Here is a 25,810-nt window from a genome sequence, read left to right as displayed (position 1 = left end):
TTCGTTCATCCGATCACACGTCTTTTACGCGGCAGGTCAGCAGAAGCGTCACGATGGATAGCGCCGCAATCATCCAGTAGACAGACGCATGCCCGTAGCTTTGCGCCAGCGCCCCCTGAATCACGCCCGCCAGAATCACCCCGGTTGAAATGCTGTTGGTAAAAAGCGTGGTCGCCGAGCCGGCACGACCGGGCATGAGATCCTGAAACCAGAGCATGCCGATCCCGGCAACAATCCCAATAAACACGGCGTTAAACAGCTGCAGCGCCAGCAACGCTTCCCGCGAATGGAAAAGGATCAGCCCCGCGTAGAACAGCACCCCGGCCGCCACGGCGACAATCATCATCCTGCGCTTTCCAAAGCGCTTAACGTAGTAACCCGCCAGAATCATTGCCGGAATTTCCAGCCCGGCGGCAGTTCCCATTAAGATCCCCGCGAGCTTGTCCGGCAGGCCCAGATCGCTGCTGATCCACAGCGGCATATCGATGATGTACATGGTGTTGCAGGTCCACATCAGCGTGGAGGCAATAAACAGCATGCGGACGTTTTTGTCCTGCCAGCCGCTCACCTCGGTGACAGGTTTATCCGTCGTCTGTTCGACGCGCGCCACGGACGGCAGCGCGAAGGCAATCAGCGCCAGGCTGATGACAAAAATCCCGGCGGCGATGGAAAACATGGTGGTAAAGCCGTAGTTCAACGCCAGCATGAAGGCCAGCGGCGGACCAATGACCCACGCCAGCGAAAGCTGGGCGCGCATCACCGAGCTGAACATCACCACTTCACGCGCCGAGTTATCCGCGTATTCACGGGCCAGCGCGAACAGCTGCGGCATGGCGGTGTTCGCCAGCGACGCCAGCAGCACGCCGCAGGTAATAAGCGTCAGATAATGACGGTTGAAGGCAAAGAGCAGCGCGTTGCCCACGGCCATGGCGCAGCAAAAGAGGATCAGCCTGCGGCGATCGCCCTGGCTGTCCGATCGTTTCGCCAGCGCGAGGCTGACCAGGATCCCGGCAATGGCGTTAACGGTGTAAAACAGGCCGACCCAAAACGGCTGCGCCCCCACCTCACGGCTGAGAAACAGGCTCAGCGTCGGCGCCTGCAGCGCCCCCGCCACGCCCATCATAAAGGCCACCAGCATAAAAGCGGCATACACGCCGTTAAGGCGTCGCCCCATCGTCATCAACCAGAGCATGCGCAAGTCCTTGTGAAAGCGAATCGAAATTGGGTGAATAGTAAACGAAAAAAGCCAGCAAAAACATTTTGCTGGCGGGTGATAAGCACCAATACTCAGTCACACATGATCGAGGCGAGTTAGCGGGAAGAGGTCGGTGTTGTAACGTCCCACTGCATCAATTCTTCTAACGTTTTCAGCCGTTGCTCTGCACACCGGCGGGCCAGCCAGGACGATCCTTTTGTCGCTGAAAAGTACTGCTGATAGAACTGACGTGCGGTAGACCTCTTCATAATTTACCTCCTCGCTTCATCGGGGAGAATTATTGGCCTAATATAGGGATAAATAAATTGCTGGTTTTTTGTCAGGAGTTCCCCTTTTATGCCTTCCGGTCGTCTGCAACAACAGTTTATCCGCCTCTGGCAGTGCTGCGAGGGGCAATCGCAGGAGACTACGCTCAACGAGCTGGCTGACCTGCTTAGCTGCTCCCGTCGCCATATGCGCACGCTGCTCAACACCATGCAGCAGCAGGGCTGGTTAAGCTGGGAAGCGGAGGCGGGACGCGGCAAACGTTCGCGGCTGACCTTCCTCTATACCGGGCTGGCGCTGCAGCAGCCGCGCGCGGAAGATCTGCTCGAGCAGGACCGCATCGATCAGCTGGTCCAGCTGGTGGGCGACAAAGCCGCCGTGCGCCAGATGCTGGTTTCCCATCTCGGGCGCAGCTTTCGTCAGGGCCGCCACATTCTGCGGGTGCTCTACTACCGTCCGATGAAAAATCTGTTGCCCGGCACGGCCTTACGCCGCTCAGAAACGCATATGGCCCGGCAAATCTTCAGCGGTCTGACGCGGATAAATGAGGAAAACGGGGAACTGGAGGCGGATATCGCGCATCACTGGCAGCAACTTTCCCCGCGCCACTGGCGCTTCTTTTTACGCCCCGGCATCCACTTTCACCACGGCCGCGAGCTGGAAATGCACGACGTCATCACCTCCCTGGAACGTGCCCGCAGGCTACCGCTCTACTCGCATATCTCCCGCATCCACTCCCCCACGGCCTGGACGCTGGATATTGAGCTGTCGCAGCAGGATAAGTGGCTTCCCTGGCTGCTGGGCTACGTGCCGTCGATGATTTTGCCCGGCGAGTGGGAATCAATGAACAATTTTGCCAGCCTGCCGATTGGCACCGGGCCCTACTCCGTGTCCCGCAATAACAGCAATCAGCTGAAAATCCGCGCGTTCGACGACTACTTTGGCTATCGGGCGCTGATCGACGAAGTGAACGTCTGGGTATTGCCGGATCTCAATGAAGATCTGAGCTGCGGGCTGACGCTGGAAGGCCCCACCACGGGAGAAAAAGCCGTGGAGAGTCGCCTCGAGGAAGGGTGTTACTATCTCCTGTTTGACCGCCGCACCCACCGTGGGGCAAACCAGGCCGTCCGCAAGTGGGTTAGCCACGTTTTGTCCCCTTCCAATCTGATTTACCATGCGGAAGAGCAGTACCAGACATACTGGTTCCCGGCGTACGGCCTGCTTCCGCGCTGGCACCACGCCCGCCCGGTGCACTGCGACAAACCCGCAGGGCTGGAGTCCATCACCCTGACCTACTACCGCGAGCACGTGGAGCATCGTTTTATCGCCAGAATCATGACCCGGCTGCTGGCAGCCGAGGGGGTCACGTTAGAGGTCAGGGAAGTGGACTATGACGAATGGCATCAGGGGGAGATCGCCAGTGATATCTGGCTCAACAGCGCCAACTTTACCCTGCCGCTCGATTTTTCCCTTTTCTCGCATCTGTATGAAGTCCCGCTGATCCAGCACTGCATCGACCGTGACTGGCAGCAGGATGCCGCCCTGTGGCGCGCGGGAGAAATGAATCTTGCAGCGTGGTGCCAGCAGCTGCTGGCCGAGCAGGCGATCGTACCCTTGATCCACCACTGGCTGATGATCCAGGGCCAGCGCAGCATGCGCGGCCTGCGGATGAACACCCTGGGCTGGTTTGATTTTAAATCCGCCTGGTTTGCGCCGCCGGAGCCATAACGCTTTCGTAATATTCACCAAATCATTACAATAGCGCCGTTCTCAACGGGGTGCTGCATCACAGATGTGCGCTGAGATAATACCCGTCGAACCTGATCCGGATAACGCCGGCGAAGGGATTTGAGGCTGTCTCTCAAAATCCTTTGCCACTCAACTTTGAGGTGCAAAGTGTTAAAAAAAGTTCTCCCCCTGCTGGCGCTGTTTGCGCTGCCTGCTTTTGCGAAGCCCGTCCTGACGGTCTACACCTATGACTCCTTCTCTGCCGACTGGGGCCCTGGCCCGGTGGTTAAAAAAACCTTTGAAGCGGACTGTAACTGCGAGCTGAAGTTCGTGGCGCTGGAAGATGGCGTGTCGCTGCTCAACCGTCTGCGCATGGAAGGGAAAAACAGCAAGGCCGACGTGGTGCTCGGGCTGGATAACAACCTGTTGGAAGCCGCCTCGCAAACCAAACTGTTTGCCAAAAGCGGCGTAGCGGCAGAGGCCGTTAACGTGCCGGGCGGCTGGAAAAACGACACCTTTGTGCCGTTCGACTATGGCTACTTTGCTTTTGTTTACGACAAAAATAAGCTGAAAAACCCGCCGAAGAGCCTGAAAGAGCTGGTTGAGAGTGACCAGAAATGGCGCGTGATTTATGAAGATCCGCGCACCAGTACGCCAGGCCTGGGCCTGCTGCTGTGGATGCAAAAGGTTTACGGGGATAAAGCGCCGGAGGCGTGGCAGAAACTGGCCGCCAAAACCGTCACCGTCACCAAAGGCTGGAGCGAAGCCTATGGCCTGTTCCTGAAAGGTGAAAGCGATCTGGTGCTGAGCTACACCACCTCTCCGGCCTACCACATCATCGCCGAGAAGAAAGATAACTATGCTGCCGCTGATTTTGCTGAAGGGCACTATCTGCAGGTGGAAGTCGCCGCGCGTACCGCCGCCAGCAAGCAGCCGGAGCTGGCCGAGAAGTTCCTGAAGTTTATGGTTGCACCGGCGTTCCAGAATGCGATTCCCGCAGGCAACTGGATGTATCCGGTCACGAACGTTGCGCTGCCCGCAGGTTTCGAGCAGCTGACCAAACCAAACACCTCGCTGGAGTTTACGCCGCAGCAGGTCGCCGTGCAGCGTGCAGCATGGGTAAGTAAATGGCAACGCGCCGTCAGCCGTTGATTCCCGGCTGGTTACTTCCCGGGCTGCTCGCCGCTATATTGATGGTGGCGGTCAGCCTGGGGGCTTTTCTTGCACTGTGGTTCAACGCGCCAGAGAGCGACCTGCTCGCCCTCTGGCACGACAGCTACCTCTGGCACGTTATCCGGTTCTCCTTCTGGCAGGCGTCTCTCTCTGCCCTGCTGTCGGTGCTCCCGGCTATTTTCCTTGCGCGCGCCCTGTATCGGCGCCGTTTTCCCGGCAGGCTGGCACTGTTGCGCCTGTGCGCCATGACGCTGATCCTGCCCGTGCTGGTGGCGGTATTTGGCATCCTCAGCGTTTACGGTCGCCAGGGCTGGCTGGCTTCGCTGTTCGGCCAGCTTGGTCTGGAATGGTCATTCTCTCCTTACGGATTGCAGGGCATTCTGCTCGCGCACGTGTTTTTCAATATGCCGATGGCAACGCGCCTCTTCTTGCAGGCGCTGGAGAACATTCCCGGCGAGCAGCGCCAGATTGCCGCCCAGCTCGGCATGCGCGGCGTTTCATTCTTCCGCTTTGTCGAATGGCCGTGGCTGCGCCGCCAGATCCCGCCCGTCGCGGCGTTAATCTTTATGCTCTGCTTTGCCAGCTTTGCCACCGTGCTGTCGCTCGGCGGCGGGCCGCAGGCCACCACCATTGAGCTGGCGATTTACCAGGCGCTGAGTTACGACTACGATCCCGGTCGCGCCGCGCTGCTGGCGATGGTGCAGATGGCGTGCTGCCTTGTGCTGGTGCTGTTGAGCCAGCGGCTGAGTAAAGCCATTCCCCCTGGCAGCAATCAAATAACCGGCTGGCGCGATCCGCAGGACAGCCTGCACAGCCGCGTTACCGATTTTATCCTGATCGCGCTGGCGCTCCTGCTTCTGCTGCCGCCGCTGATGGCCGTTATCGTTGACGGACTGAACCTCAATCTCATGTCCGTCCTGCAACAGCCCATCCTCTGGCAGGCGACATGGACCTCGCTGCGTATCGCGCTGGCGGCAGGGTTACTGTGCGTCGTGCTAACCATGATGCTGCTGTGGAGCAGCCGTGAACTCTATGCCCGGCAGGCCCAAAAGGCCGGGCAGACGCTGGAGCTGACAGGGATGCTGATTCTGGCGATGCCGGGCATCGTGCTGGCGACGGGCTTCTTTTTACTGTTCAACAGCACCATCGGCCTGCCGGAAAGGGCCGACGGCATTGTGATTTTCACCAACGCCCTGATGGCCATCCCTTACGCGCTCAAAGTGCTGGAAAACCCGATGCGCGACGTCAACAGCCGCTACGGTTTGCTGTGCCAGTCGCTGGGCATGCAGGGCTGGCAGCGGCTGAAGGTGGTGGAACTGCGCGCGCTAAAACGTCCGCTGGCGCAGGCGCTGGCGTTTGCCTGCGTGCTGTCGATTGGGGATTTTGGCGTGGTGGCTCTCTTTGGCAATGACGATTTCCGCACGCTGCCATACTGGCTCTACCAGCAGATCGGCTCTTATCGCAGTCAGGACGGCGCGGTCACCGCGCTGTTACTGCTGCTGCTGTGCTTTGCCTTATTTACCGTTATCGAAAAACTTCCGGGGCGTGATGTTAAAACTGACTGATGTAACCTGGCTTTACCAGCATCTGCCGATGCGCTTCACGCTCTCCGTGCGCCAGGGGGAGATGATCGCCGTGCTTGGCCCAAGCGGCGCGGGAAAAAGCACGCTGCTTAATCTGATTGCGGGTTTTCTGCAGCCGGCAAGCGGCGCGATCGTCATTAACAATCACGATCATACCCACACGCCGCCCGCGAAACGTCCGGTCTCAATGCTGTTTCAGGAAAACAACCTGTTTACCCATCTGACGGTGCGGCAAAACATCGCGCTGGGGATGCATCCGGGACTCAGGCTGAACGATGCCCAGCGCCAGAAGCTGGAGATCATTGCCGCCCAGATGGGGATCAACGAGTTCATCGACAGGCTGCCGGGTGAGCTTTCCGGCGGCCAGCGTCAGCGCGTGGCGCTGGCGCGATGCCTGGTGCGCGAGCAGCCGATACTGCTGCTGGATGAGCCGTTCTCGGCGCTCGATCCCGCGCTGCGCCAGGAGATGCTCGCCCTGGTTCAGGACGTCTGCCAGCGCCAGCAGCTGACGATGCTGATGGTTTCACACAGTATTGAGGATGCCGCCCGCATCGCCCCGCGATCGGTGGTGATTGCCGAAGGGCGTATTTTGTGGGATGGAAAAACAGAAGAACTGCTGAGCGGTAAGGCGGGGGCGTCTTCACTGTTGGGCATTCGTGCGGTCTGATGCCCTCTCCCACAGGGAGAGGGAAAAGTCCTTAACGGCTGACCACTTTTAATAAAATCTCACCGTATACCGGCATCAGCGGGTGACGAATCAGCGCAACCAGGGCTACCACAGCCACGCCAAGCGTCAGCGGGGCCAGCCACAAAAGGCGAGAGCGCGGAAGATAGCGCGTCAGGCGATCGACGCTGGCTTTCGCGCTGCGCCACAGCCGCCAGCAGAGCCATGCCGCCAGCCACAGCAGCACAGCCGTGCCCAGCAGCAGCCACTTAAACTCACCGCTTTGCATACCGTCGGGGATATCGATGGCCGCGCCGGCCAGGATCCCCGGCAGGAAGTAGAACGGCGGCCAGAAGACGCAGCCGATAATGTTCGGCACCACGAATTTCGCGACGGGCAGATCCAGCATCCCCGCCACCATCGGCACCAGCGGACGCGTTGGCCCGACAAAGCGGCCGACGAGGATGGTAAACATGCTGTGCTGATGCAGCGCATGTTCGGTTTTATCCAGCAGGGCTTTGTTCTTTTTCATGAACGACCAGCGGTGCAGCGGCTTCTTAAAGCGCCAGCCCAGCCAGAAGGAGATCCAGTCGCCGAGCAGGCAGCCGATAATCCCGGCCAGCCACGCCTGCCAGAAATTGACCTCGCCGCTGCCAATCAGCGCCCCAAGCCCTGCCATCATCACGGTGCCGGGCAGGATCAGCCCAACCAGCGCCAGCGATTCCAGAAACGCCACCAGCGCCACGGCGATGAGCGAGTACATAACGGACTGGGTAATAAAGTGTTCCAGCAATGCCTGCATAACTATTCCGGTCAGAAAACGAATCAGCGATTCTGCTTAGCGCCCCGCACCGCGTCAAGGCAACAATTGTCTGAATAGTTTACAGGTTGCTTTCTGCATTCACCTGTTTGTTTATCTTTTTTTACCGTTTATTCACATCCCGCGCGGAATTCGCTCGGGCTGGCACCGGTGCACTTCTTAAACACGCGAGAAAAATAGAGCTGATCCTCAAAGCCCACGTTGCGTCCGACGGTGGCAATCGGCATCCGGGTGGTGCTGAGCAGCAGCTTTGCCTGGCTGATGCGCTGATCCTCGCGCCAGCTCAATACGCTGACGCCCAGCTGCTGGCGGAACAGATGCGACAGCCGCGACGGCGACAGGCAGACGTGCTGAGCAACGCTGGCGATATCAAACTGGCTATCGGCCAGGTGGTCGCTGATGTACTGGCAGGCGTCGCGCACGCGGTTGTCCAGCGGGGGATTAAGCGACTCGTTAATCGCCTCCATCCGTCGCAGCAGCAGCTGTTCAAGCAGGTTAATCGCCAGCAGTTCGGCGTAACGCCCACCGGCCTGTCCCGCCTCGATAATCTGCGCAAAAAGCTCGCGAAACTGTGCCAGATGAACCTCATCCGGGCGATAAAAACCGGTATGCGCAAAAATGGCGGGCCACGAAAGCCACTCCTGCCAGTAGGCGCGCGGACGGAAATAGACCCACTGGTGATACCACTCTTTGGCATCCGGATGACGGCCATAGTGGTGGATCTCCCCCGGCGGGAACAGCAGGATATCGCCGGGGCGGCAGACAAACTGCTGGTCACCGTTCTTGATGATCCCTTCTCCTCGCACGGTCAGGTTGAGGATATACCCTTTCATGCCGAGCGGTCGGTCGACGTAAAAGTCGAGGTATCCCTCAGCCTCGATAGGGGTCAGTCCCGCCACAAGGTGCGCGTTAAACGAGTATCCCGGCAGCAGGGGATCGTTTTGCGTTTCGGCCATAGATTCAGTTCTCCCAAGGGTCCTGAAGGAAACCAATTGTCCATATCACTAAAAGCAGCTTTAAAATGGCCCGCGAAAAAATCCAAAAAGCATCACGCCGCTTTTACGTCCGCCATGTTTCAGCCTTTCCCCCTGATTTCTCCGCCAGAGCAGGCAGATAACCAGTAACAAAAGTGTCTATAAGTGCGGCAGAAATGTCCACATTGAATATTTGCACGGCGTCACACTTTCCGTTGTAACAGCAATTTAGTCCATAAGATTAGCGGATCCTGCCTGACGACTTTTTTCCCCAGTCTCTAATGTTCTTCCATACCTGTTTTTTCGATGGAGCAACACCATGGCAATTGCGATTGGCCTCGATTTTGGCAGCGATTCGGTTCGCGCGCTGGCAGTGGACTGTACGTCCGGCCAGGAGATAGCAACCAGCGTTGAGTGGTACCCGCGCTGGCAAGAGGGGCGCTACTGTGATGCGCCGAACAACCAGTTCCGTCACCACCCGCGTGACTATATCGAGTCGATGGAAGCGGCGATCAAAACCGTCCTTGCCGAACTGACTGACGCCCAGCGGGCTGAGATTGTCGGAATTGGCGTCGACAGCACCGGCTCCACGCCTGCCCCGGTGGATGCCGAAGGCCGCGTGCTGGCGCTGCGCCCGGAGTTTGCCGACAACCCGAACGCCATGTTCGTGCTGTGGAAAGACCACACCGCCGTAGAAGAGGCTGAAGCCATTACGCGCCTGTGCCATCAGCCGGGCAAGACAGACTACTCGCGCTACATCGGCGGGATTTATTCCAGCGAATGGTTCTGGGCCAAGATCCTCCACGTCACCCGTGCCGACGCAGCCGTTGCGCAGGCTGCGGCGTCATGGGTTGAGCTGTGCGACTGGGTGCCTGCCCTGCTCTCCGGCACCACCCGCCCGCAGGATATCCGCCGCGGCCGCTGCAGCGCCGGGCATAAATCCCTGTGGCACGAAAGCTGGGGCGGCCTGCCTCCGGCCGCGTTCTTTGATGAACTCGACCCGATCCTCAACAAGAGCCTGACGTACCCGCTCTTTACCGACACCTTTACCGCCGATATTCCCGTCGGCACCCTCTGCGAAGAGTGGGCGACGCGCCTCGGCCTGCCGCAGAACGTGGCCATCTCCGGCGGCGCCTTTGACTGCCATATGGGCGCCGTGGGCGCGGGCGCACAGCCAAACACGCTGGTCAAAGTCATCGGGACCTCCACCTGCGACATCCTGACGGCAGATAAAGCCACCGTCGGCGACCGGGCGGTGAAAGGCATCTGCGGCCAGGTTGACGGCAGCGTGGTGCCGGACTTCATCGGTCTTGAAGCCGGTCAGTCCGCGTTTGGCGATATCTACGCCTGGTTTGGTCGCGTGCTCGGCTGGCCGCTGGACCAGCTGGCGGCGGCACATCCTGAACTAAAAACCCAGATAGCCGACAGCAAAAAGCAGCTTCTGCCGCAGCTCACCGAAGCCTGGGCAAAAAATCCGTCTCTCGATCACCTGCCGGTGGTGCTGGACTGGTTTAACGGCCGCCGCACGCCGTTTGCCAACCAGCGTCTGAAAGGGGTGATCACCGATCTCAACCTGGCGACCGACGCCCCTGCGCTGTTCGGCGGTCTGATTGCCGCAACGGCCTTCGGTGCCCGCGCCATTATGGAGTGCTTCACCGGGCAGGGTATCGACGTCAACAACGTGATGGCGCTGGGCGGTATCGCCCGTAAAAACCCGGTGATCATGCAGGCCTGCTGCGACGTGCTGAACCGTCCGCTGCAGATTGTGGCCTCCGATCAGTGCTGCGCGCTGGGCGCGGCGATTTTCGCTGCCGTGGCTGCGGGCGTGCATGTCGACATCCCGACCGCGCAGCAGCATATGGCGAGCGCCGTCGAAAACACGCTCCAGCCGCGTGCCCAGCAGGCGCAACGCTTTGAACAGCTTTATCAGCGCTACCAGCAATGGGCAAAAAGCGCCGAACTTCACTATCTCCCTGTCGCCGCCCCGGCCAAAAGCACCGCGGACACTACGGCAACCCTGACCCATTAAGGACACGATGATGACCATTTTTAATAACTATGAAGTGTGGTTTGTGATTGGCAGCCAGCATCTGTACGGACCGGAAGCGCTGCAGCAGGTGACGAAACACGCGGAGCACGTCGTTAACGCGCTGAACGCGGAAGCTAAACTGCCGTGCAAACTGGTGCTGAAACCGCTGGGCACGACGCCGGATGAAATTACCCACATCTGCCGCGATGCCAACTACGACGATAAATGTGCCGGTCTGGTGGTGTGGCTGCACACCTTCTCACCCGCCAAAATGTGGATCAACGGCCTGTCTATCCTCAACAAACCGCTGCTGCAGTTCCATACCCAGTTCAACGCCTCCCTGCCGTGGGACAGCATCGACATGGACTTTATGAACCTGAACCAGACCGCGCACGGCGGCCGCGAGTTCGGCTTCATCGGCGCGCGTATGCGCCAGCAGCACGCGGTGGTCACCGGCCACTGGCAGGATGGCAAGGCGCAACAGCGTATCGGCTCATGGATGCGTCAGGCGGTCTCTAAGCAGGATACCCGCCATCTGAAAGTGGTGCGTTTCGGCGACAACATGCGTGAAGTGGCGGTCACCGACGGCGACAAAGTGGCCGCGCAGATCAAGTTCGGCTTCTCCGTGAACACCTGGGCCGTGGGCGACCTGGTGCAGGTGGTGAATGAAATCAGCGACGGCGACGTGAGCGCGCTGGTGGACGAGTACGAAAGCAGCTACCGCCTGACGCCTGCGGCACAAATCAACGGCGACAAGCGTCAGAACGTGCTGGACGCGGCGCGCATCGAGCTGGGCATGAAGCGCTTCCTGGAACAGGGAGGCTTCCACGCCTTTACCACTACCTTTGAAGACCTCCACGGCCTGAAACAGCTGCCGGGTCTGGCGGTACAACGTCTGATGCAGCAGGGCTACGGCTTTGCGGGCGAAGGCGACTGGAAAACTGCCGCTCTGCTTCGCATCATGAAGGTGATGTCGACCGGTCTGCAGGGCGGCACCTCCTTTATGGAGGACTACACCTATCACTTCGAAAACGGCAACGACCTGGTGCTCGGCTCGCACATGCTGGAAGTGTGCCCGACGATCGCCGTGGAAGAGAAACCGATTCTCGACGTGCAGTACCTCGGCATCGGCGGCAAAGCCGATCCGGCGCGTCTGATCTTCAACACCCGTACGGGCCCGGCCATCAACGCCAGCCTGATCGACCTGGGCGATCGCTTCCGCCTGCTGGTGAACTGCGTCGATGCGGTTGAAACGCCGCACTCTCTGCCGAAACTGCCGGTCGCCAACGCCCTGTGGAAAGCACAGCCTGACCTGCCAACCGCCTCAGAGGCCTGGATCCTGGCCGGCGGCGCGCACCACACGGTGTTCAGCCACGCGCTGGATCTGAACGACATGCGTCAGTTCGCCGAGCTGCACGACATTGAGCTGACCGTGATTGATAACGATACCCGCCTGCCCGCCTTCAAAGACGCGCTGCGCTGGAACGAAGTCTATTACGGTTCAAAACGCTAAGTACGGAATGCCCGGTGACGCTACGCTCACCGGGCAGGGAGATAACGATGTTAGACGATCTCAAACGTCAGGTGCTCGAAGCCAACCTGGCGCTGCCGAAACATAATCTGGTCACCCTGACATGGGGCAACGTCAGCGCCGTTGACCGCGAAAAAGGCGTGTTCGTGATTAAGCCTTCCGGCGTGGATTACACGGTGATGACCGCAGACGATATGGTCGTTGTCAGCCTCGAGACCGGCGAAGTGGTCGAAGGTAAGAAAAAACCGTCCTCCGATACGCCGACTCACCGCCTGCTGTATCGGTCATTCCCGACCATCGGCGGCATCGTGCATACCCATTCGCGCCACGCCACCATCTGGGCGCAGGCGGGCCAGTCCATCCCGGCGACCGGCACCACGCACGCGGACTACTTTTACGGCACCATTCCCTGCACGCGTCTGATGACCGACGCCGAGATTAACGGCGAATATGAGTGGGAAACGGGGAACGTGATTGTCGAAACCTTCGAAAAACAGGGGATCGACGCCGCGCAGATGCCCGGCGTGCTGGTGCACTCCCACGGCCCGTTTGCCTGGGGTAAAAACGCGGAAGACGCGGTGCATAACGCCATCGTGCTCGAAGAGGTCGCCTATATGGGGATCTTCTGTCGCCAGCTGGCGCCGCAGCTGCCGGATATGCAGCAAACCCTGCTGGATAAGCATTACCTGCGCAAGCACGGCGCGAAGGCCTATTACGGGCAGTAAACTGTATATAAACCCAGCATTAAAATCTTAACCAGGCTATAATCAGGCCTGGTTTTGTTTTCTGGGATAACGGCGTGGCGCAGGCGCAAGAAGGCTTTTTACTGACCCGACACTGGCGGGATACCCCTCAGGGCACCGAGGTCGCGTTCTGGCTGGCAACCGACAGCGGTCCGCTGCACGTTACGCTGCCCCCGCAGGAATCCGTGGCCTTTATTCCTGAAGCCCACGTCGAAAAGGTAAAGCAGCTGCTGCGCGGCGAAAACGGCTGGCGCATCACCCCGCTTGAGCTGAAGGATTTCCACCGCCAGCCGGTTTATGGCCTCTACTGTCGCGCCCATCGTCAGCTGATGCGCTATGAAAAACTGCTCCGCGAGGCTGGCGTGACGCTCTATGAGGCGGATATCCGCCCACCGGAACGCTTTCTGATGGAGCGGTTTATTACCGCCCCCGTCTGGGTCGACGGCACCGCGCATTGCGGCAGCCTCGTTAACGCGCGCCTGAAGCCGAATCCGCACTACCGCCCGCCGCTGAAGTGGGTCTCACTGGATATCGAAACCACCCGTCACGGCGAACTGTACTGCATCGGTCTGGAAGGCTGCGGCGATCGGGTTGTTTATATGCTCGGGCCGCCGAATGGCGATGCGTCCGCGCTGGATTTCCGGCTTGAGTACGTCAACAGCCGCCCGCAGCTGCTGGAGAAGCTTAACCAGTGGTTTGCCGACAACGACCCCGACGTCCTGATCGGCTGGAACGTGGTGCAGTTCGACCTGCGCGTGCTGCAAAAGCACGCCGAGCGCTACCGCATCCCGCTGATGCTGGGGCGCGGAAACAGCGAGCTGGAATGGCGCGAACACGGTTTTAAGAACGGTGTTTTCTTCGCGCAGGCCAACGGTCGCCTGATTATCGACGGCATCGAGGCGCTTAAGTCCGCCTTCTGGAACTTCTCTTCATTCTCCCTCGAAGCGGTCGCACAGGAGCTGCTTGGCGAAGGCAAATCCATCGACAACCCCTGGGACAGAATGGACGAGATCGACCGGCGCTTTAATGAAGATAAACCGGCGCTTGCCACCTACAACCTGAAAGACTGCGAGCTGGTCACGCAGATTTTCCACAAAACCGAGATTATGCCGTTCCTGCTGGAGCGCGCGACGGTAAACGGCCTGGCGGCAGACAGGCACGGCGGCTCCGTGGCGGCCTTTAGCCACCTCTATTTTCCGCGCATGCACCGGGCGGGATACGTCGCCCCCAACCTCGGGGACGTACCGCCGCAGGCAAGCCCCGGCGGGTACGTGATGGACTCCCGGCCAGGTTTGTATGACTCGGTGCTGGTGCTGGACTACAAAAGCCTGTACCCGTCGATTATCCGTACCTTCCTGATCGATCCCGTCGGGCTGGTTGAGGGCATGGCCCAGCCGGACGATGAGCACAGCACCGAAGGTTTCCTCGGCGCACGCTTCTCGCGAGAAAAACACTGCCTGCCTGAAATCGTGGGAAACATCTGGCACGGCCGCGATGAGGCCAAGCGCCACGGCAACAAGCCGCTATCACAGGCGCTGAAAATCATTATGAATGCCTTTTACGGCGTGCTGGGCACCAGCGCCTGCCGCTTCTTTGACCCGCGTCTGGCCTCCTCGATCACCATGCGCGGGCACGAGATCATGCGCCAGACCAAAGCGCTGATTGAGTCCCGGGGCTATGACGTCATCTACGGCGACACGGACTCCACCTTTGTGTGGCTTAAGGGCGCGCATTCAGAAGACGACGCCGCGCAAATCGGCAACGCGCTGGTCGCCTTCGTGAACGACTGGTGGCAGGAACATTTGCAGAAAGAGCGGTTAACCAGCGCGCTGGAGCTGGAATTTGAAACCCATTTCGCCCGCTTTTTAATGCCCACCATTCGCGGCACCGATCAGGGCAGCAAGAAGCGCTACGCCGGGCTGATTCAGGAAGGCGACGCGCAGCGGATGGTTTTTAAAGGACTGGAGACGGTACGTACCGACTGGACGCCGCTGGCGCAGCAGTTCCAGCAGACGCTCTATCTGCGGGTGTTTCGCAATGAGCCCTATCAGGACTACGTGCGCGAGACGATAGCCAGCCTGATGGCGGGCGAACTTGACGCGCAGCTGGTATACCGCAAGCGCCTGCGCCGCCCGCTGGCGGAGTACCAGCGCAACGTTCCTCCGCACGTACGCGCCGCGCGCCTGGCGGATGAGGAAAACGTACGCCGTGGCCGCGCGCCGCAGTATCAAAACCGGGGAACCATCAAATACGTCTGGACCATTAGCGGCCCGGAACCCGTGGATTATCAGCACTCTCCTCTCGATTACGAACACTATCTGACGCGCCAGCTTCAGCCGGTTGCCGACGGAATTTTGCCCTTCATCGACGATGATTTTGCTACACTGGTTACAGGGCAACTTGGCCTATTTTGACGCGTGACGAAATGGCTGCCATCCAGTACCATAGCGCCCTTTCCATTCCTGGACCCATTTTTCGTTGACCGTCTTTTTTGACGGTAGTCGAACTATTGCCTGCAATTAAAGATTAGAGCCGAACAACTATGCCTTTTACACTTGGTCAACGCTGGATCAGCGATACAGAAAGCGAACTTGGACTAGGAACCGTCGTAGCAATCGATACGCGTATGGTTACCCTCCTCTTCCCTGCCACCGGTGAAAACCGTCTGTACGCTCGCAATGACTCCCCTGTAACCCGCGTGATGTTTAATCCGGGTGACACCGTGACCAGCCATGACGGCTGGCAGCTCAAGATTGAAGACGTAAAAGAAGAGAATGGACTGCTCGCCTACATTGGTACTCGTCTTGATACGGATGAAGCCAATGTCATCCTGCGTGAAGTGCTGCTCGACAGCAAACTGGTGTTCAGCAAGCCGCAGGACCGCCTGTTTGCCGGGCAAATCGACCGTATGGATCGCTTCTCCCTGCGCTATCGCGCGCGTAAGTTCCAGAGTGAACAGTACCGCATGCCGTGGAGCGGCCTGCGCGGCCAGCGCACCAGCCTGATCCCCCACCAGCTGAACATCGCCCACGACGTAGGCCGTCGTCACGCGCCGCGCGTGCTGCTGGCAGATGAAGTGGGCCTGGGTAAAACCATCGAAGCGGGCATGATCCTCCATCAACAGCTGCTTTCCGGCGCAGCCGAACGCGTGCTGATCGTGGTGCCAGAAACCCTGCAGCACCAGTGGCTGGTTGAGATGCTGCGCCGCTTTAACCTGCGTTTCTCTCTGTTCGACGATGAACGCTATGCCGAAGCGCAGCACGACGCCGACAACCCGTTTGAAACCGAACAGCTGGTCATTTGCTCCCTGGACTTCGTGCGCCGCAGCAAGCAGCGTCTTGAGCATCTGTGCGATGCCGAGTGGGACATTATGGTTGTTGACGAAGCGCACCACCTGGTCTGGAGCGAAGACGCGCCGAGCCGCGAATACATGGCTATCGAGCAGCTTGCGGAACGCGTTCCTGGCGTCCTGCTGCTGACCGCAACGCCGGAGCAGCTGGGTCTGGAAAGCCACTTCGCCCGTCTGCGCCTGCTCGATCCAAACCGTTTCCACGACTTTGCGCAGTTCGTGGAAGAACAGAATAACTACCGCCCGGTTGCCGATGCCGTCGCCATGCTGCTGGCGGGCAAGCGTCTTTCTGATGACGAGCTCAACACCCTGAGCGATCTGATTGGCGAGCAGGATATCGAGCCGCTTTTGCAGGCTGCGAACAGCGACAGCGACAACGCGGAATCCGCGCGTAAAGAGCTGATCGACATGCTGATGGACCGCCACGGCACCAGCCGCGTGCTGTTCCGTAACACCCGTAACGGCGTCAAAGGCTTCCCGAAACGCGAGCTGCATACGATTAAGCTGCCGCTGCCGACGCAGTATCAGACGGCGATTAAAGTCTCCGGCATTATGGGTGCGCGCAAAACCCAGGAAGAGCGCGCCCGCGACATGCTTTATCCGGAACAAATCTACCAGGAGTTTGAAGGCGATACCGGCACCTGGTGGAACTTCGATCCGCGCGTGGAGTGGCTGATGGGCTACCTGACCGCGCACCGCTCCCAGAAGGTGCTGGTGATCTGCGCCAAAGCGGCCACCGCGCTGCAGCTGGAGCAGGTTCTGCGCGAGCGTGAAGGCATTCGCGCCGCCGTGTTCCACGAAGGCATGTCCATCGTCGAGCGCGACCGCGCCGCGGCGTGGTTCGGAGAAGAGGACAGCGGCGCACAGGTTCTGCTGTGCTCGGAAATCGGCTCTGAAGGCCGTAACTTCCAGTTCGCCAGCAACCTGGTGATGTTCGATCTGCCGTTTAACCCGGATCTGCTGGAGCAGCGTATCGGCCGTCTGGATCGTATCGGCCAGGCGCATGATATTCAGATCCACGTGCCGTATCTGGAAAAAACCGCGCAGTCCGTGCTGGTACGCTGGTTCCACGAAGGTCTGGACGCGTTTGAACATACCTGCCCGACGGGCCGCACCATTTATGATCAAGTGCATGGCGATCTGATCGGCTACCTGGCCACGCCGGAAAACGCGGAAGGGTTTGATGAGCTGATCAAGTCCTGCCGTGAGAAGCACGATGCGCTGAAAGCGCAGCTGGAGCAGGGCCGCGACCGCCTGCTGGAGATCCACTCCAACGGCGGTGAAAAAGCGCAGGCGCTGGCTGAGAGCATTGAAGAACAGGATGATGACACCAGCCTGATCAGCTTCTCCATGAACCTGTTCGATATCGTCGGCATCAACCAGGACGATCGCGGCGAGAACCTGATTGTCCTGACCCCGTCCGATCACATGCTGGTTCCGGATTTCCCGGGCCTGCCGGAAGATGGCTGTACCATCACCTTTGAGCGTGATGTGGCGCTGTCCCGCGAAGATGCCCAGTTTATCACCTGGGAACACCCGCTGATCCGCAACGGGCTGGACCTGATCCTCTCCGGCGATACCGGCAGCAGCACCATCTCCCTGTTGAAAAACAAGGCGCTGCCGGTGGGCACACTGCTGGTGGAGCTGATCTACGTTGTGGAAGCGCAGGCGCCGAAACAGCTGCAGCTCACCCGCTTCCTGCCGCCAACGCCCGTCCGCCTGCTGCTGGACAAAAACGGCACGAACCTGGCGGGACAGGTTGAATTCGAGAGTTTCAACCGACAGCTGAGCGCGGTAAACCGCCACACGGGCAGCAAGCTGGTGAACGCGGTACAGCAGGATGTGCACGCTATTCTGCAACTGGGCGAAACCCAGATTGAAAAAGCGGCCAGAGCGCTGATTGACGCCGCGCGCAGTGAAGCCGACGAGAAACTGTCTGCGGAGCTGTCCCGTCTGGAAGCGTTAAAAGCGGTCAACCCGAACATCCGCGACGACGAGCTGGCGGCGATTGAAAACAACCGTCAGCAGGTGCTGGAAAGCCTGAATCAGGCTGGCTGGCGTCTGGATGCCCTGCGTCTTATCGTTGTGACGCATCAGTAAACGGAGCGCAAGATGGTGATGGAGCCTTACAATCCGCCTCAGGATCCCTGGCTGGTCATTCTGTATCAGGATGAACACATTATGGTGGTCAACAAGCCCAGCGGCCTGTTGTCCGTGCCGGGGCGTCTGGACGAGCACAAAGACAGCGTGATGACGCGCATTCAGCGCGATTATCCGCAGGCGGAGTCTGTCCATCGCCTGGATATGGCCACCAGCGGCGTGATTGTGGTGGCGCTGAACAAAGCGGCGGAACGCGAGTTAAAGCGCCAGTTCCGCGAGCGCGAGCCGAAAAAGCAGTATGTCGCCCGCGTCTGGGGCCACCCCGCGCAGGCGGAAGGGCTGGTAGATTTACCGCTGATCTGCGACTGGCCAAACCGGCCTAAGCAGAAGGTGTGTTACGAAACCGGCAAGGCCGCGCAGACCGAGTACGAAGTGCTGGAGTACGCGCCGGATAATACCGCGCGCGTCCTGCTTAAGCCGATTACCGGACGTTCGCACCAGCTGCGCGTGCATATGCTCGCCCTGGGTCATCCGATTCTGGGCGACCGCTTCTACGCGCCGCCTGAAGCGCTGGCCTTAGCGCCACGTCTGCAGCTGCACGCGCAGACGCTCACCATCACCCATCCGGCCTTCGGTAACGCGATGACGTTTAAAGCCCCGGTGGACTTCTAAAAAAAAAGCCCGACATCGTCGGGCTTTTTCTTATTTGAAACCTTTCTTCTCTTTAATGAGCTCGTACGCCTTCTGGATTTCCTGCGCTTTTTGCTTCGCCATCTCCATCATTTCTGGCGGTAAGCCTTTCGCGACCAGTTTGTCCGGATGGTGTTCGCTCATGAGCTTACGATAGGCACGTTTAATCGTGGTCTGATCGTCAGAGGGCTTAACGCCAAGCACGTTGCAGGCGTCTTCCAGCGTCGGACCACGCTGCGCCTGCTGCCAGGCACCGCCGGACGACTGCTGGTGATAGCCGCCGCCAAACTGCGCCCCGCCCTGCATCATGCGCAGGAACTGGTCGAACTGCATGCGGGAGATGCCCAGCTCTTCCGCAATGACGTACAGCACGTCACGTTCATTAGGGTGAAGTGAACCGTCTGCGAAAGCCGCCTGGATTTGAATTTCCAGAAACATCCGAATTAAATCAAAACGTCCGAAGCAGATGCTGCGGAACTGACGCATTTTTTCGCGAAGCGGATAATTATCCGACTTACCGATGCGAAACGCATTTTGCGCTTCCAGACGGGAGTCGCCGTGCAGGTTCATGCGATCCATAAAGACGCTGGCAATCTGAATATCGGCTTCTGTGACACGCCCTTTGGATTTGGTTAAGTGCCCCATGACCTCAAAGGTGGTGGAGAAAAAGAGTGACTGACGCTCGCGCTGATTGGCAAACCAGGCCATTTTGCGGCTGCGCGCCTTATCAAACATATGGCCGATAATAAGCCCAAGCACAATCCCCCAGAACCCGGCACCCATGATGATGGCGAACGCAACGCCGATTATTTTACCCCAATACTGCATATACTCCCCGGATAGTCATATTCCTGGCCGACGCAACGTCATCATCACTGTGTTCAAGTCACGGTCAATTGAAGGACATCGCCTATAATTTGCTTTATCATACTCGTCATTCGATAGCGAGCCTAACACTCTGGCACGCAAACGGGCAGGATTAACGCTGGTACTGCGCAGATGAGTAAGATAGTCTCTGAGCGTTTGTAAGCCGTAGCCACTGATGACGGAACAATAAAATACAACGTATGAAAAAACGTATCCCCACCCTCCTGGCCACAATGATTGGCTCCGCCCTGTACAGTCAACAGGGGCTGGCGGCCGATCTCGCCTCGCAGTGTATGCTTGGCGTTCCAAGTTATAATCGCCCACTGGTGAGTGGCGATACAAATAGCTTGCCGGTAACCATTACTGCCGACAGTTCGAAAGGGACTTACCCTGACAATGCCACCTTTACGGGCAATGTCGATATTAACCAGGGCAATAGCCGCCTGCAGGCAGATGAAGTGCAATTGCACCAGAAACAGCCGGAAGGTGCGGCCGAGCCGGTACGAACGGTGGATGCGCTGGGTAATGTGCACTATGACGACAATCAGGTCATCCTGAAAGGTCCGAAAGCCTGGTCAAACCTGAATACGAAAGATACTAACGTCTGGAAAGGTGATTACCAGATGGTGGGTCGCCAGGGGCGCGGCGACGCTGACCTGATGAAACAGCGCGGTGAAAACCGCTATACGATCCTGGAAAACGGTACGTTCACGTCATGTCTGCCGGGTTCCAATACCTGGAGCGTGGTCGGTAGCGAAGTTATCCATGACCGCGAAGAACAGGTCGCAGAGATCTGGAACGCCCGCTTTAAGCTGGGGCCTGTTCCCATATTCTACAGCCCTTATCTGCAGCTTCCCGTGGGTGACAAACGTCGCTCCGGTTTCCTGATCCCGAATGCCAAATACAGCACCACGAACTACTTTGAGTTCTACCTGCCGTATTACTGGAACATCGCGCCAAACATGGATGCGACGATCACGCCGCACTATATTCACAAGCGCGGCAACATCATGTGGGAGAACGAGTTCCGCTATCTGACCCACGCCGGTGCGGGTCTGATGGAGCTGGATTATCTGCCGTCGGATAAAGTCTTCCAGGACGAGCATCCGACCGAAGGCGATAAACACCGTTGGATGTATTTCTGGCAGCATTCCGGGGTAATGGATCAGGTCTGGCGTTTTAACGTTAACTACACCAAGGTCAGTGACCCGAACTACTTCAACGATTTCTCGTCAAAATACGGTTCGAGTACCGACGGTTATGCCACGCAGATCTTCAGCGTTGGCTATGCGGTGCAGAACTTCGATGCGACGGTAACCAACAAGCAGTTCCAGGTGTTCTCCAGCCAGACCGCGAGTACCTATGGTGCCGAGCCGCAGCTGGACGTTAACTGGTACCAGAATGACGTGGGTCCGTTCGACACCCGTATTTATGGTCAGGCGGTGCATTTTGTAAACACCAATTCCAATATGCCGGAAGCCACCCGAGTTCACCTGGAGCCCGTCATCAACTTGCCATGGTCGAATGACTGGGCAAGCCTGAACACGGAAGCCAAGCTGATGGCGACACACTATCAGCAAAAAAATATTGATGATTACAACACCAGCAACAACGCTCATCTTGAGGAAAGCGTAAACCGTACGCTTCCACAGTTCAAAATGGACGGTAAGCTGATCTTCGAACGCAATATGGGACTTCTGGCGGATGGCTATACCCAGACGCTGGAGCCACGTATGCAGTACCTGTATGTGCCTTATCGCGATCAGAGCAACATCAATAACTATGACTCCTCTTTACTGCAATCTGATTACAGCGGCCTGTTCCGCGACCGTACCTACGGTGGCCTTGACCGCATCGCCTCAGCGAACCAGTTAACGACCGGGGTCACATCACGCGTTTATGATGACGCTGCCGTTGAACGTTTTAACGTTTCTGTTGGTCAAATCTACTATTTCACCGAGTCTCGCACCGGCGATGACAATATTAAGTGGGAGAAAGATAACAAGACAGGTTCGCTGATTTGGGCTGGTGATACCTACTGGCGTATGACCGATCGTTGGGGTCTTCGCGGTGGCGTGCAATATGACACCCGTCTCGACAATATCGCCAACAGTACGGCGGCGATTGAGTACCGCCGGGATGAAGATCGTATGGTGCAGTTGACCTATCGTTATGCCAGCCCGGAATATATTCAGGCGACGTTACCAAACTATGGTACTGCAGAGCAGTATAAAGACGGTATTTCGCAGGTGGGTGGCGCAGCGAGTTGGCCAATCGCCGACCGCTGGTCAATCGTAGGCGCTTACTACTTTGACACTAACGCCAATAAACCTGCTGACCAGATGGTGGGTCTGCAATATAACTCCTGCTGTTACGCGCTGCGTGTCGGCTACGAACGCAAGCTTAACGGCTGGAACAGTGAAAACAATCAGAGCAAATACGATAACGTGATTGGCTTTAACTTCGAGTTACGCGGCCTGAGTTCCAACTACGGTCTGGGTACGCAGAAAATGCTGCGCTCGAATATTCTGCCGTACAGTAGCGCCTTGTAATGTGCTTGATTTGCAACGTAATCCGCTTTGCGGTTAATTGAAATGGAAAAAGTATGAAGAACTGGAAAACGCTGCTGCTCGGTGTCGCTATGGTTGCGAATACCAGCTTCGCCGCCCCCCAGGTTGTTGATAAAGTCGCTGCTGTGGTTAACAACGGCGTCGTGCTTGAAAGTGACGTTGACGGTCTGATGAAATCGGTGAAGCTCAATTCGGGCGAAGCCGGTCAACAGCTTCCTGATGACGCCACGCTGCGCCACCAGATCCTGGAGCGTCTGATCATGGATCAGATCGTTCTGCAGATGGGGCAGAAAATGGGTGTGAAGATCACTGACGAGCAGCTCGATCAGGCGATCGCTAACATCGCGAAGCAGAACAATATGTCTTTAGACCAGATGCGCAGCCGTCTGGCCTATGACGGCATCAGCTACGCCACCTACCGTAACCAGATCCGTAAAGAGATGCTGATTTCGGAAGTGCGTAACAACGAAGTGCGTCGCCGCGTCACCATCCTGCCTCAGGAAGTGGACGCGCTGGCAAAACAGGTGGGCAACCAGAACGATGCGAGCACAGAGCTGAACCTGAGCCACATTCTGATCCCACTGCCAGAGAACCCAACGTCCGATCAGGCTGCGGAAGCAGAAAGCCAGGCGCGTTCTATTGTTGAACAGGCGCGTAACGGCGGCGACTTTGGCAAGCTGGCAATCACCTACTCCGCTGACCAACAGGCGCTGAAAGGCGGCCAGATGGGCTGGGGACGTATTCAGGAGCTGCCATCTATCTTTGCCCAGGCGCTGAGCACGGCGAAGAAAGGGGATATCGTTGGTCCTATTCGTTCAGGCGTGGGCTTCCACATTCTGAAGGTGAACGATCTGCGCGGCCAGAGCCAAAATATCTCCGTCACCGAAGTTCACGCTCGCCACATACTTCTGAAACCGTCACCGATCATGACTGACGATCAGGCGCGTGTGAAGCTGGAACAGATCGCAGCTGACATTAAGAGCGGTAAAACCTCATTTGCGAAGGCAGCAAAAGAGTTCTCTCAGGATCCAGGCTCTGCTAACCAGGGCGGCGATCTGGGCTGGGCGGCTGTGGATATTTACGATCCTGCCTTCCGCGACGCGTTGATGAAGCTGAACAAAGGCCAGATCAGCGCGCCGGTCCACTCTTCATTTGGCTGGCATCTGATCGAGCTGATGGACACCCGTAACGTTGATAAAACGGATGCGGCACAGAAAGACAGAGCCTACCGTATGCTGTTTAACCGTAAGTTCTCTGAAGAAGCCGCAACCTGGATGCAAGAACAACGCGCCAGCGCTTACGTGAAAGTTCTGAGCAACTAATGAAACAGCATCGTGTTGTTATCACGCCCGGCGAACCCGCCGGGATTGGACCTGACCTCGTTGTTCAGCTCGCCCAGCGCAGCTGGCCGGTAGAGCTGGTTGTCTGCGCCGATGCAACACTGTTACAAGACCGGGCAACGCTGCTCGGTCTGCCTTTAACGCTCATCCCTTACGTTGAAGGCCAACAGCCTGCACCGCAGCAAGCCGGTACGCTCACCCTTCTTTCCATCCCCCTTCGTACGCCGGTCATACCGGGCCAGCTCAGCACGGAAAACGGCCACTATGTCGTTGAAACCCTGGCGCGCGCCTGCGACGGTTGCCTGAAGGGCGAATTTGCCGCCCTGATCACCGGCCCCGTCCACAAAGGCGTCATCAACGAAGCGGGTATACCCTTTACCGGGCATACGGAGTTCTTCGAAGAGCGCTCGCACAGCCCGAAAGTGGTGATGATGCTGGCGACGGAGGAAATGCGCGTTGCGCTGGTGACCACCCATCTGCCGATCAAGGCCATTCCTGATGCGATCACCCCTGAACTCCTGCGCGAGATCATCGGGATTTTGCACCACGATCTGCAGACAAAGTTTGGGATCCCGCAGCCGCACGTGCTGGTCTGCGGCCTGAATCCGCACGCCGGTGAAGGCGGGCACATGGGCACCGAAGAGATCGACACCATCATTCCGGTACTCAACGAAATGCGGGCGAAGGGGATGAACCTCAGCGGGCCGCTGCCTGCAGATACCCTTTTCCAGCCGAAATACCTGGATAATGCCGACGCCGTGCTCGCGATGTACCACGATCAGGGCCTGCCCGTGCTAAAATACCAGGGCTTTGGCCGCGGGGTGAATATCACCCTCGGTTTACCCTTTATTCGAACGTCCGTTGACCACGGTACTGCGCTGGATCTGGCAGGCCAGGGGAAAGCGGATGTCGGCAGTTTTATTACGGCGCTTAATCTCGCCATCAAAATGATTGTTAATACTCAATGACTAATCGAGTCCATCAGGGCCACTTAGCCCGTAAACGTTTCGGGCAAAACTTCCTTAACGATCAGTTCGTGATCGAAAGCATTGTCTCGGCTATTAATCCGCAAAAAGGCCAGGCGATGGTCGAAATCGGCCCGGGCCTTGCCGCGCTGACCGAGCCGGTAGGCGAACGCCTCGACGAGCTGACCGTCATCGAACTGGACCGCGATCTGGCCGCACGCCTGCAAACGCATCCGTTCCTCGGGCCGAAGCTGACCATCTATCAGCAGGACGCCATGACTATGAACTTTGGCGAACTGTCAGAAAAAATGGGCCAGCCGCTGCGCGTGTTCGGCAACCTGCCGTACAACATCTCCACGCCGCTCATGTTCCACCTCTTTAGCTATACTGATGCCATTGCCGACATGCACTTCATGTTGCAAAAAGAGGTTGTTAACCGTCTGGTTGCAGGCCCGAACAGTAAAGCGTATGGTCGTTTAAGCGTGATGGCACAGTATTACTGCAACGTGATCCCGGTACTCGAAGTACCGCCGTCAGCGTTCACACCACCACCGAAAGTGGATTCAGCGGTTGTGCGCCTTGTGCCGCACAAGACGAAACCGTATCCGGTTAAAGATCTGCGCGTACTGAGCCGCATTACCACAGAAGCCTTTAACCAGCGCCGTAAAACGATCCGTAACAGCCTGAGCAATTCGTTTACCGTTGAGGTGTTAGCCGAGCTGGGGATCGACCCGGCAATGCGTGCGGAGAACATTTCCGTAGAGCAGTACTGCAAGCTGGCTAATTACATCAGCGATAATGCGCCGCCGAAGGAGAGTTAAGCCATGATTGATTCGCCCCGCGTATGTGTCCATGTACAAAGCGTCTATGTTGAATCACAGTCCTCACCGGACGAAGAACGTTTTGTTTTTGCTTACACCGTGACCATTCGCAATCTGGGGCGGATGCCCGTGCAGCTGCGCGGGCGCTACTGGCTTATCACTAACGGCAATGGCCGCGAAATCGAAGTTCAAGGCGAAGGTGTGGTCGGTGAACAGCCCCACATCGCCCCTGGCGAAGAGTACCAGTACACCAGCGGCGCGGTGATTGAAACGCCGATGGGTACCATGCAAGGCCATTATGAAATGGTCGACGTCGATGGCAATGATTTCCGCGTTGCCATTCCTGTGTTCCGTCTCGCCGTAACCACACTCATTCATTAATC

General features: G+C 58.0%; 20 protein-coding genes and 1 riboswitch. Of the genes, 15 read left to right on the top strand and 5 right to left on the bottom strand.

Annotation, left to right across the window (positions count from 1 at the left end):
• Positions 1 to 13: 13 nt before the first annotated feature.
• Both UR289_RS12500 and sgrT read right to left on the bottom strand, forming a co-directional pair.
• Positions 14 to 1,192 carry a sugar efflux transporter gene (locus tag UR289_RS12500; protein ID WP_213787686.1) on the bottom strand — a complete coding sequence of 393 codons (1,179 nt, stop codon included), beginning with the start codon at positions 1,190 to 1,192 and terminating at the stop codon, positions 14 to 16.
• Positions 1,193 to 1,311: 119 nt separating this feature from the next.
• The gene (sgrT, locus tag UR289_RS12495) at positions 1,312 to 1,464 is read right to left on the bottom strand and encodes a glucose uptake inhibitor SgrT (protein ID WP_023334488.1); all 153 of its coding nucleotides are present in this window, start codon (positions 1,462 to 1,464) and stop codon (positions 1,312 to 1,314) included.
• An 88-nt stretch (positions 1,465 to 1,552) separates the two neighbouring features.
• On the opposite strand from sgrT, the gene sgrR reads away from it, so the two are divergent.
• The 4 genes from sgrR (at position 1,553) to thiQ (ending at position 6,631) form a co-directional block, all read left to right on the top strand.
• Positions 1,553 to 3,208 (top strand): HTH-type transcriptional regulator SgrR, encoded by a 1,656-nt coding sequence (gene sgrR / locus UR289_RS12490; RefSeq protein ID WP_320710287.1) that lies wholly within the window; start codon positions 1,553 to 1,555, stop codon positions 3,206 to 3,208.
• A gap of 36 nt (positions 3,209 to 3,244) precedes the next feature.
• Positions 3,245 to 3,345: riboswitch (TPP riboswitch) on the top strand.
• 31 nt (positions 3,346 to 3,376) lie between these two features.
• Positions 3,377 to 4,360, top strand: coding sequence for a thiamine ABC transporter substrate binding subunit (gene thiB, locus UR289_RS12485; protein WP_320710286.1), 984 nt, complete (start codon positions 3,377 to 3,379; stop codon positions 4,358 to 4,360).
• A complete protein-coding gene (gene thiP / locus UR289_RS12480; protein WP_320710284.1) occupies positions 4,336 to 5,946 on the top strand; it encodes a thiamine/thiamine pyrophosphate ABC transporter permease ThiP in 1,611 nt (536 codons plus the stop codon). Before thiB ends, thiP begins: the two co-directional genes overlap by 25 nt.
• A complete protein-coding gene (gene thiQ, locus UR289_RS12475) occupies positions 5,930 to 6,631 on the top strand; it encodes a thiamine ABC transporter ATP-binding protein ThiQ (RefSeq protein WP_320710282.1) in 702 nt (233 codons plus the stop codon). Before thiP ends, thiQ begins: the two co-directional genes overlap by 17 nt.
• Positions 6,632 to 6,662: 31 nt before the next feature.
• Here thiQ and UR289_RS12470 read toward each other — a convergent pair whose 3' ends face one another.
• Both UR289_RS12470 and araC read right to left on the bottom strand, forming a co-directional pair.
• Positions 6,663 to 7,430, bottom strand: a complete 768-nt coding sequence (locus UR289_RS12470; RefSeq protein WP_023334483.1) for a DedA family protein — start codon at positions 7,428 to 7,430, stop codon at positions 6,663 to 6,665.
• A gap of 128 nt (positions 7,431 to 7,558) precedes the next feature.
• A complete protein-coding gene (gene araC / locus UR289_RS12465) occupies positions 7,559 to 8,404 on the bottom strand; it encodes an arabinose operon transcriptional regulator AraC (RefSeq protein WP_023310373.1) in 846 nt (281 codons plus the stop codon).
• Positions 8,405 to 8,741: 337 nt separating this feature from the next.
• On the opposite strand from araC, the gene araB reads away from it, so the two are divergent.
• The 6 genes from araB to rluA all read left to right on the top strand — a co-directional run bounded on the left by araB (position 8,742) and on the right by rluA (position 18,846).
• Positions 8,742 to 10,451 (top strand): ribulokinase, encoded by a 1,710-nt coding sequence (gene araB, locus UR289_RS12460; RefSeq protein WP_087823395.1) that lies wholly within the window; start codon positions 8,742 to 8,744, stop codon positions 10,449 to 10,451.
• Between the two features lie 10 nt (positions 10,452 to 10,461).
• Positions 10,462 to 11,964 carry an L-arabinose isomerase gene (gene araA / locus UR289_RS12455; protein ID WP_023310371.1) on the top strand — a complete coding sequence of 501 codons (1,503 nt, stop codon included), beginning with the start codon at positions 10,462 to 10,464 and terminating at the stop codon, positions 11,962 to 11,964.
• 47 nt (positions 11,965 to 12,011) lie between these two features.
• Entirely contained in the window at positions 12,012 to 12,707 is a 696-nt protein-coding gene (araD, locus tag UR289_RS12450; protein WP_039260840.1) for an L-ribulose-5-phosphate 4-epimerase, read from the top strand.
• Between the two features lie 74 nt (positions 12,708 to 12,781).
• Positions 12,782 to 15,139, top strand: coding sequence for a DNA polymerase II (gene polB / locus UR289_RS12445; RefSeq protein ID WP_236903088.1), 2,358 nt, complete (start codon positions 12,782 to 12,784; stop codon positions 15,137 to 15,139).
• 128 nt (positions 15,140 to 15,267) lie between these two features.
• Positions 15,268 to 18,174 carry an RNA polymerase-associated protein RapA gene (gene rapA, locus UR289_RS12440; RefSeq protein WP_320710276.1) on the top strand — a complete coding sequence of 969 codons (2,907 nt, stop codon included), beginning with the start codon at positions 15,268 to 15,270 and terminating at the stop codon, positions 18,172 to 18,174.
• A gap of 12 nt (positions 18,175 to 18,186) precedes the next feature.
• On the top strand, positions 18,187 to 18,846 hold the full coding sequence (gene rluA, locus UR289_RS12435) for a bifunctional tRNA pseudouridine(32) synthase/23S rRNA pseudouridine(746) synthase RluA (protein ID WP_008502014.1): 660 nt from the start codon (positions 18,187 to 18,189) through the stop codon (positions 18,844 to 18,846).
• Positions 18,847 to 18,876: 30 nt separating this feature from the next.
• Here the strand turns inward: rluA and djlA are convergent, their stop codons facing one another.
• Positions 18,877 to 19,692, bottom strand: a complete 816-nt coding sequence (gene djlA, locus UR289_RS12430; RefSeq protein ID WP_008502016.1) for a co-chaperone DjlA — start codon at positions 19,690 to 19,692, stop codon at positions 18,877 to 18,879.
• A 239-nt stretch (positions 19,693 to 19,931) separates the two neighbouring features.
• Here djlA and lptD point away from each other — a divergent pair, with 239 nt between their 5' ends.
• Genes lptD through apaG form a run of 5 tightly spaced genes read left to right on the top strand, consistent with a single transcriptional unit; the run spans position 19,932 to position 25,808 of the window.
• Positions 19,932 to 22,283, top strand: a complete 2,352-nt coding sequence (gene lptD, locus UR289_RS12425) for an LPS assembly protein LptD (protein WP_033144609.1) — start codon at positions 19,932 to 19,934, stop codon at positions 22,281 to 22,283.
• Positions 22,284 to 22,336: 53 nt separating this feature from the next.
• Positions 22,337 to 23,623: a peptidylprolyl isomerase SurA gene (gene surA / locus UR289_RS12420; protein ID WP_167818869.1), complete on the top strand. Its 1,287-nt coding sequence runs from the start codon at positions 22,337 to 22,339 to the stop codon at positions 23,621 to 23,623.
• A complete protein-coding gene (gene pdxA / locus UR289_RS12415; RefSeq protein WP_063408265.1) occupies positions 23,623 to 24,609 on the top strand; it encodes a 4-hydroxythreonine-4-phosphate dehydrogenase PdxA in 987 nt (328 codons plus the stop codon). Before surA ends, pdxA begins: the two co-directional genes overlap by 1 nt.
• Complete coding sequence (gene rsmA / locus UR289_RS12410) at positions 24,606 to 25,427, top strand: 16S rRNA (adenine(1518)-N(6)/adenine(1519)-N(6))-dimethyltransferase RsmA (RefSeq protein WP_023310362.1); 822 nt, start codon at positions 24,606 to 24,608, stop codon at positions 25,425 to 25,427. Before pdxA ends, rsmA begins: the two co-directional genes overlap by 4 nt.
• A 3-nt stretch (positions 25,428 to 25,430) precedes the next feature.
• Complete coding sequence (gene apaG, locus UR289_RS12405; protein ID WP_023310361.1) at positions 25,431 to 25,808, top strand: Co2+/Mg2+ efflux protein ApaG; 378 nt, start codon at positions 25,431 to 25,433, stop codon at positions 25,806 to 25,808.
• The last annotated feature ends 2 nt before the right edge of the window (positions 25,809 to 25,810 follow it).

The organism is Enterobacter sp. 302C9, assembly GCF_034106085.1.
GTDB classification, from domain to species: Bacteria; Pseudomonadota; Gammaproteobacteria; order Enterobacterales; family Enterobacteriaceae; genus Enterobacter; species Enterobacter asburiae_B.
The sequence above is the reverse complement of the archived record's forward strand: the minus strand, read 5'-3'. Positions and strand labels throughout refer to the sequence as shown.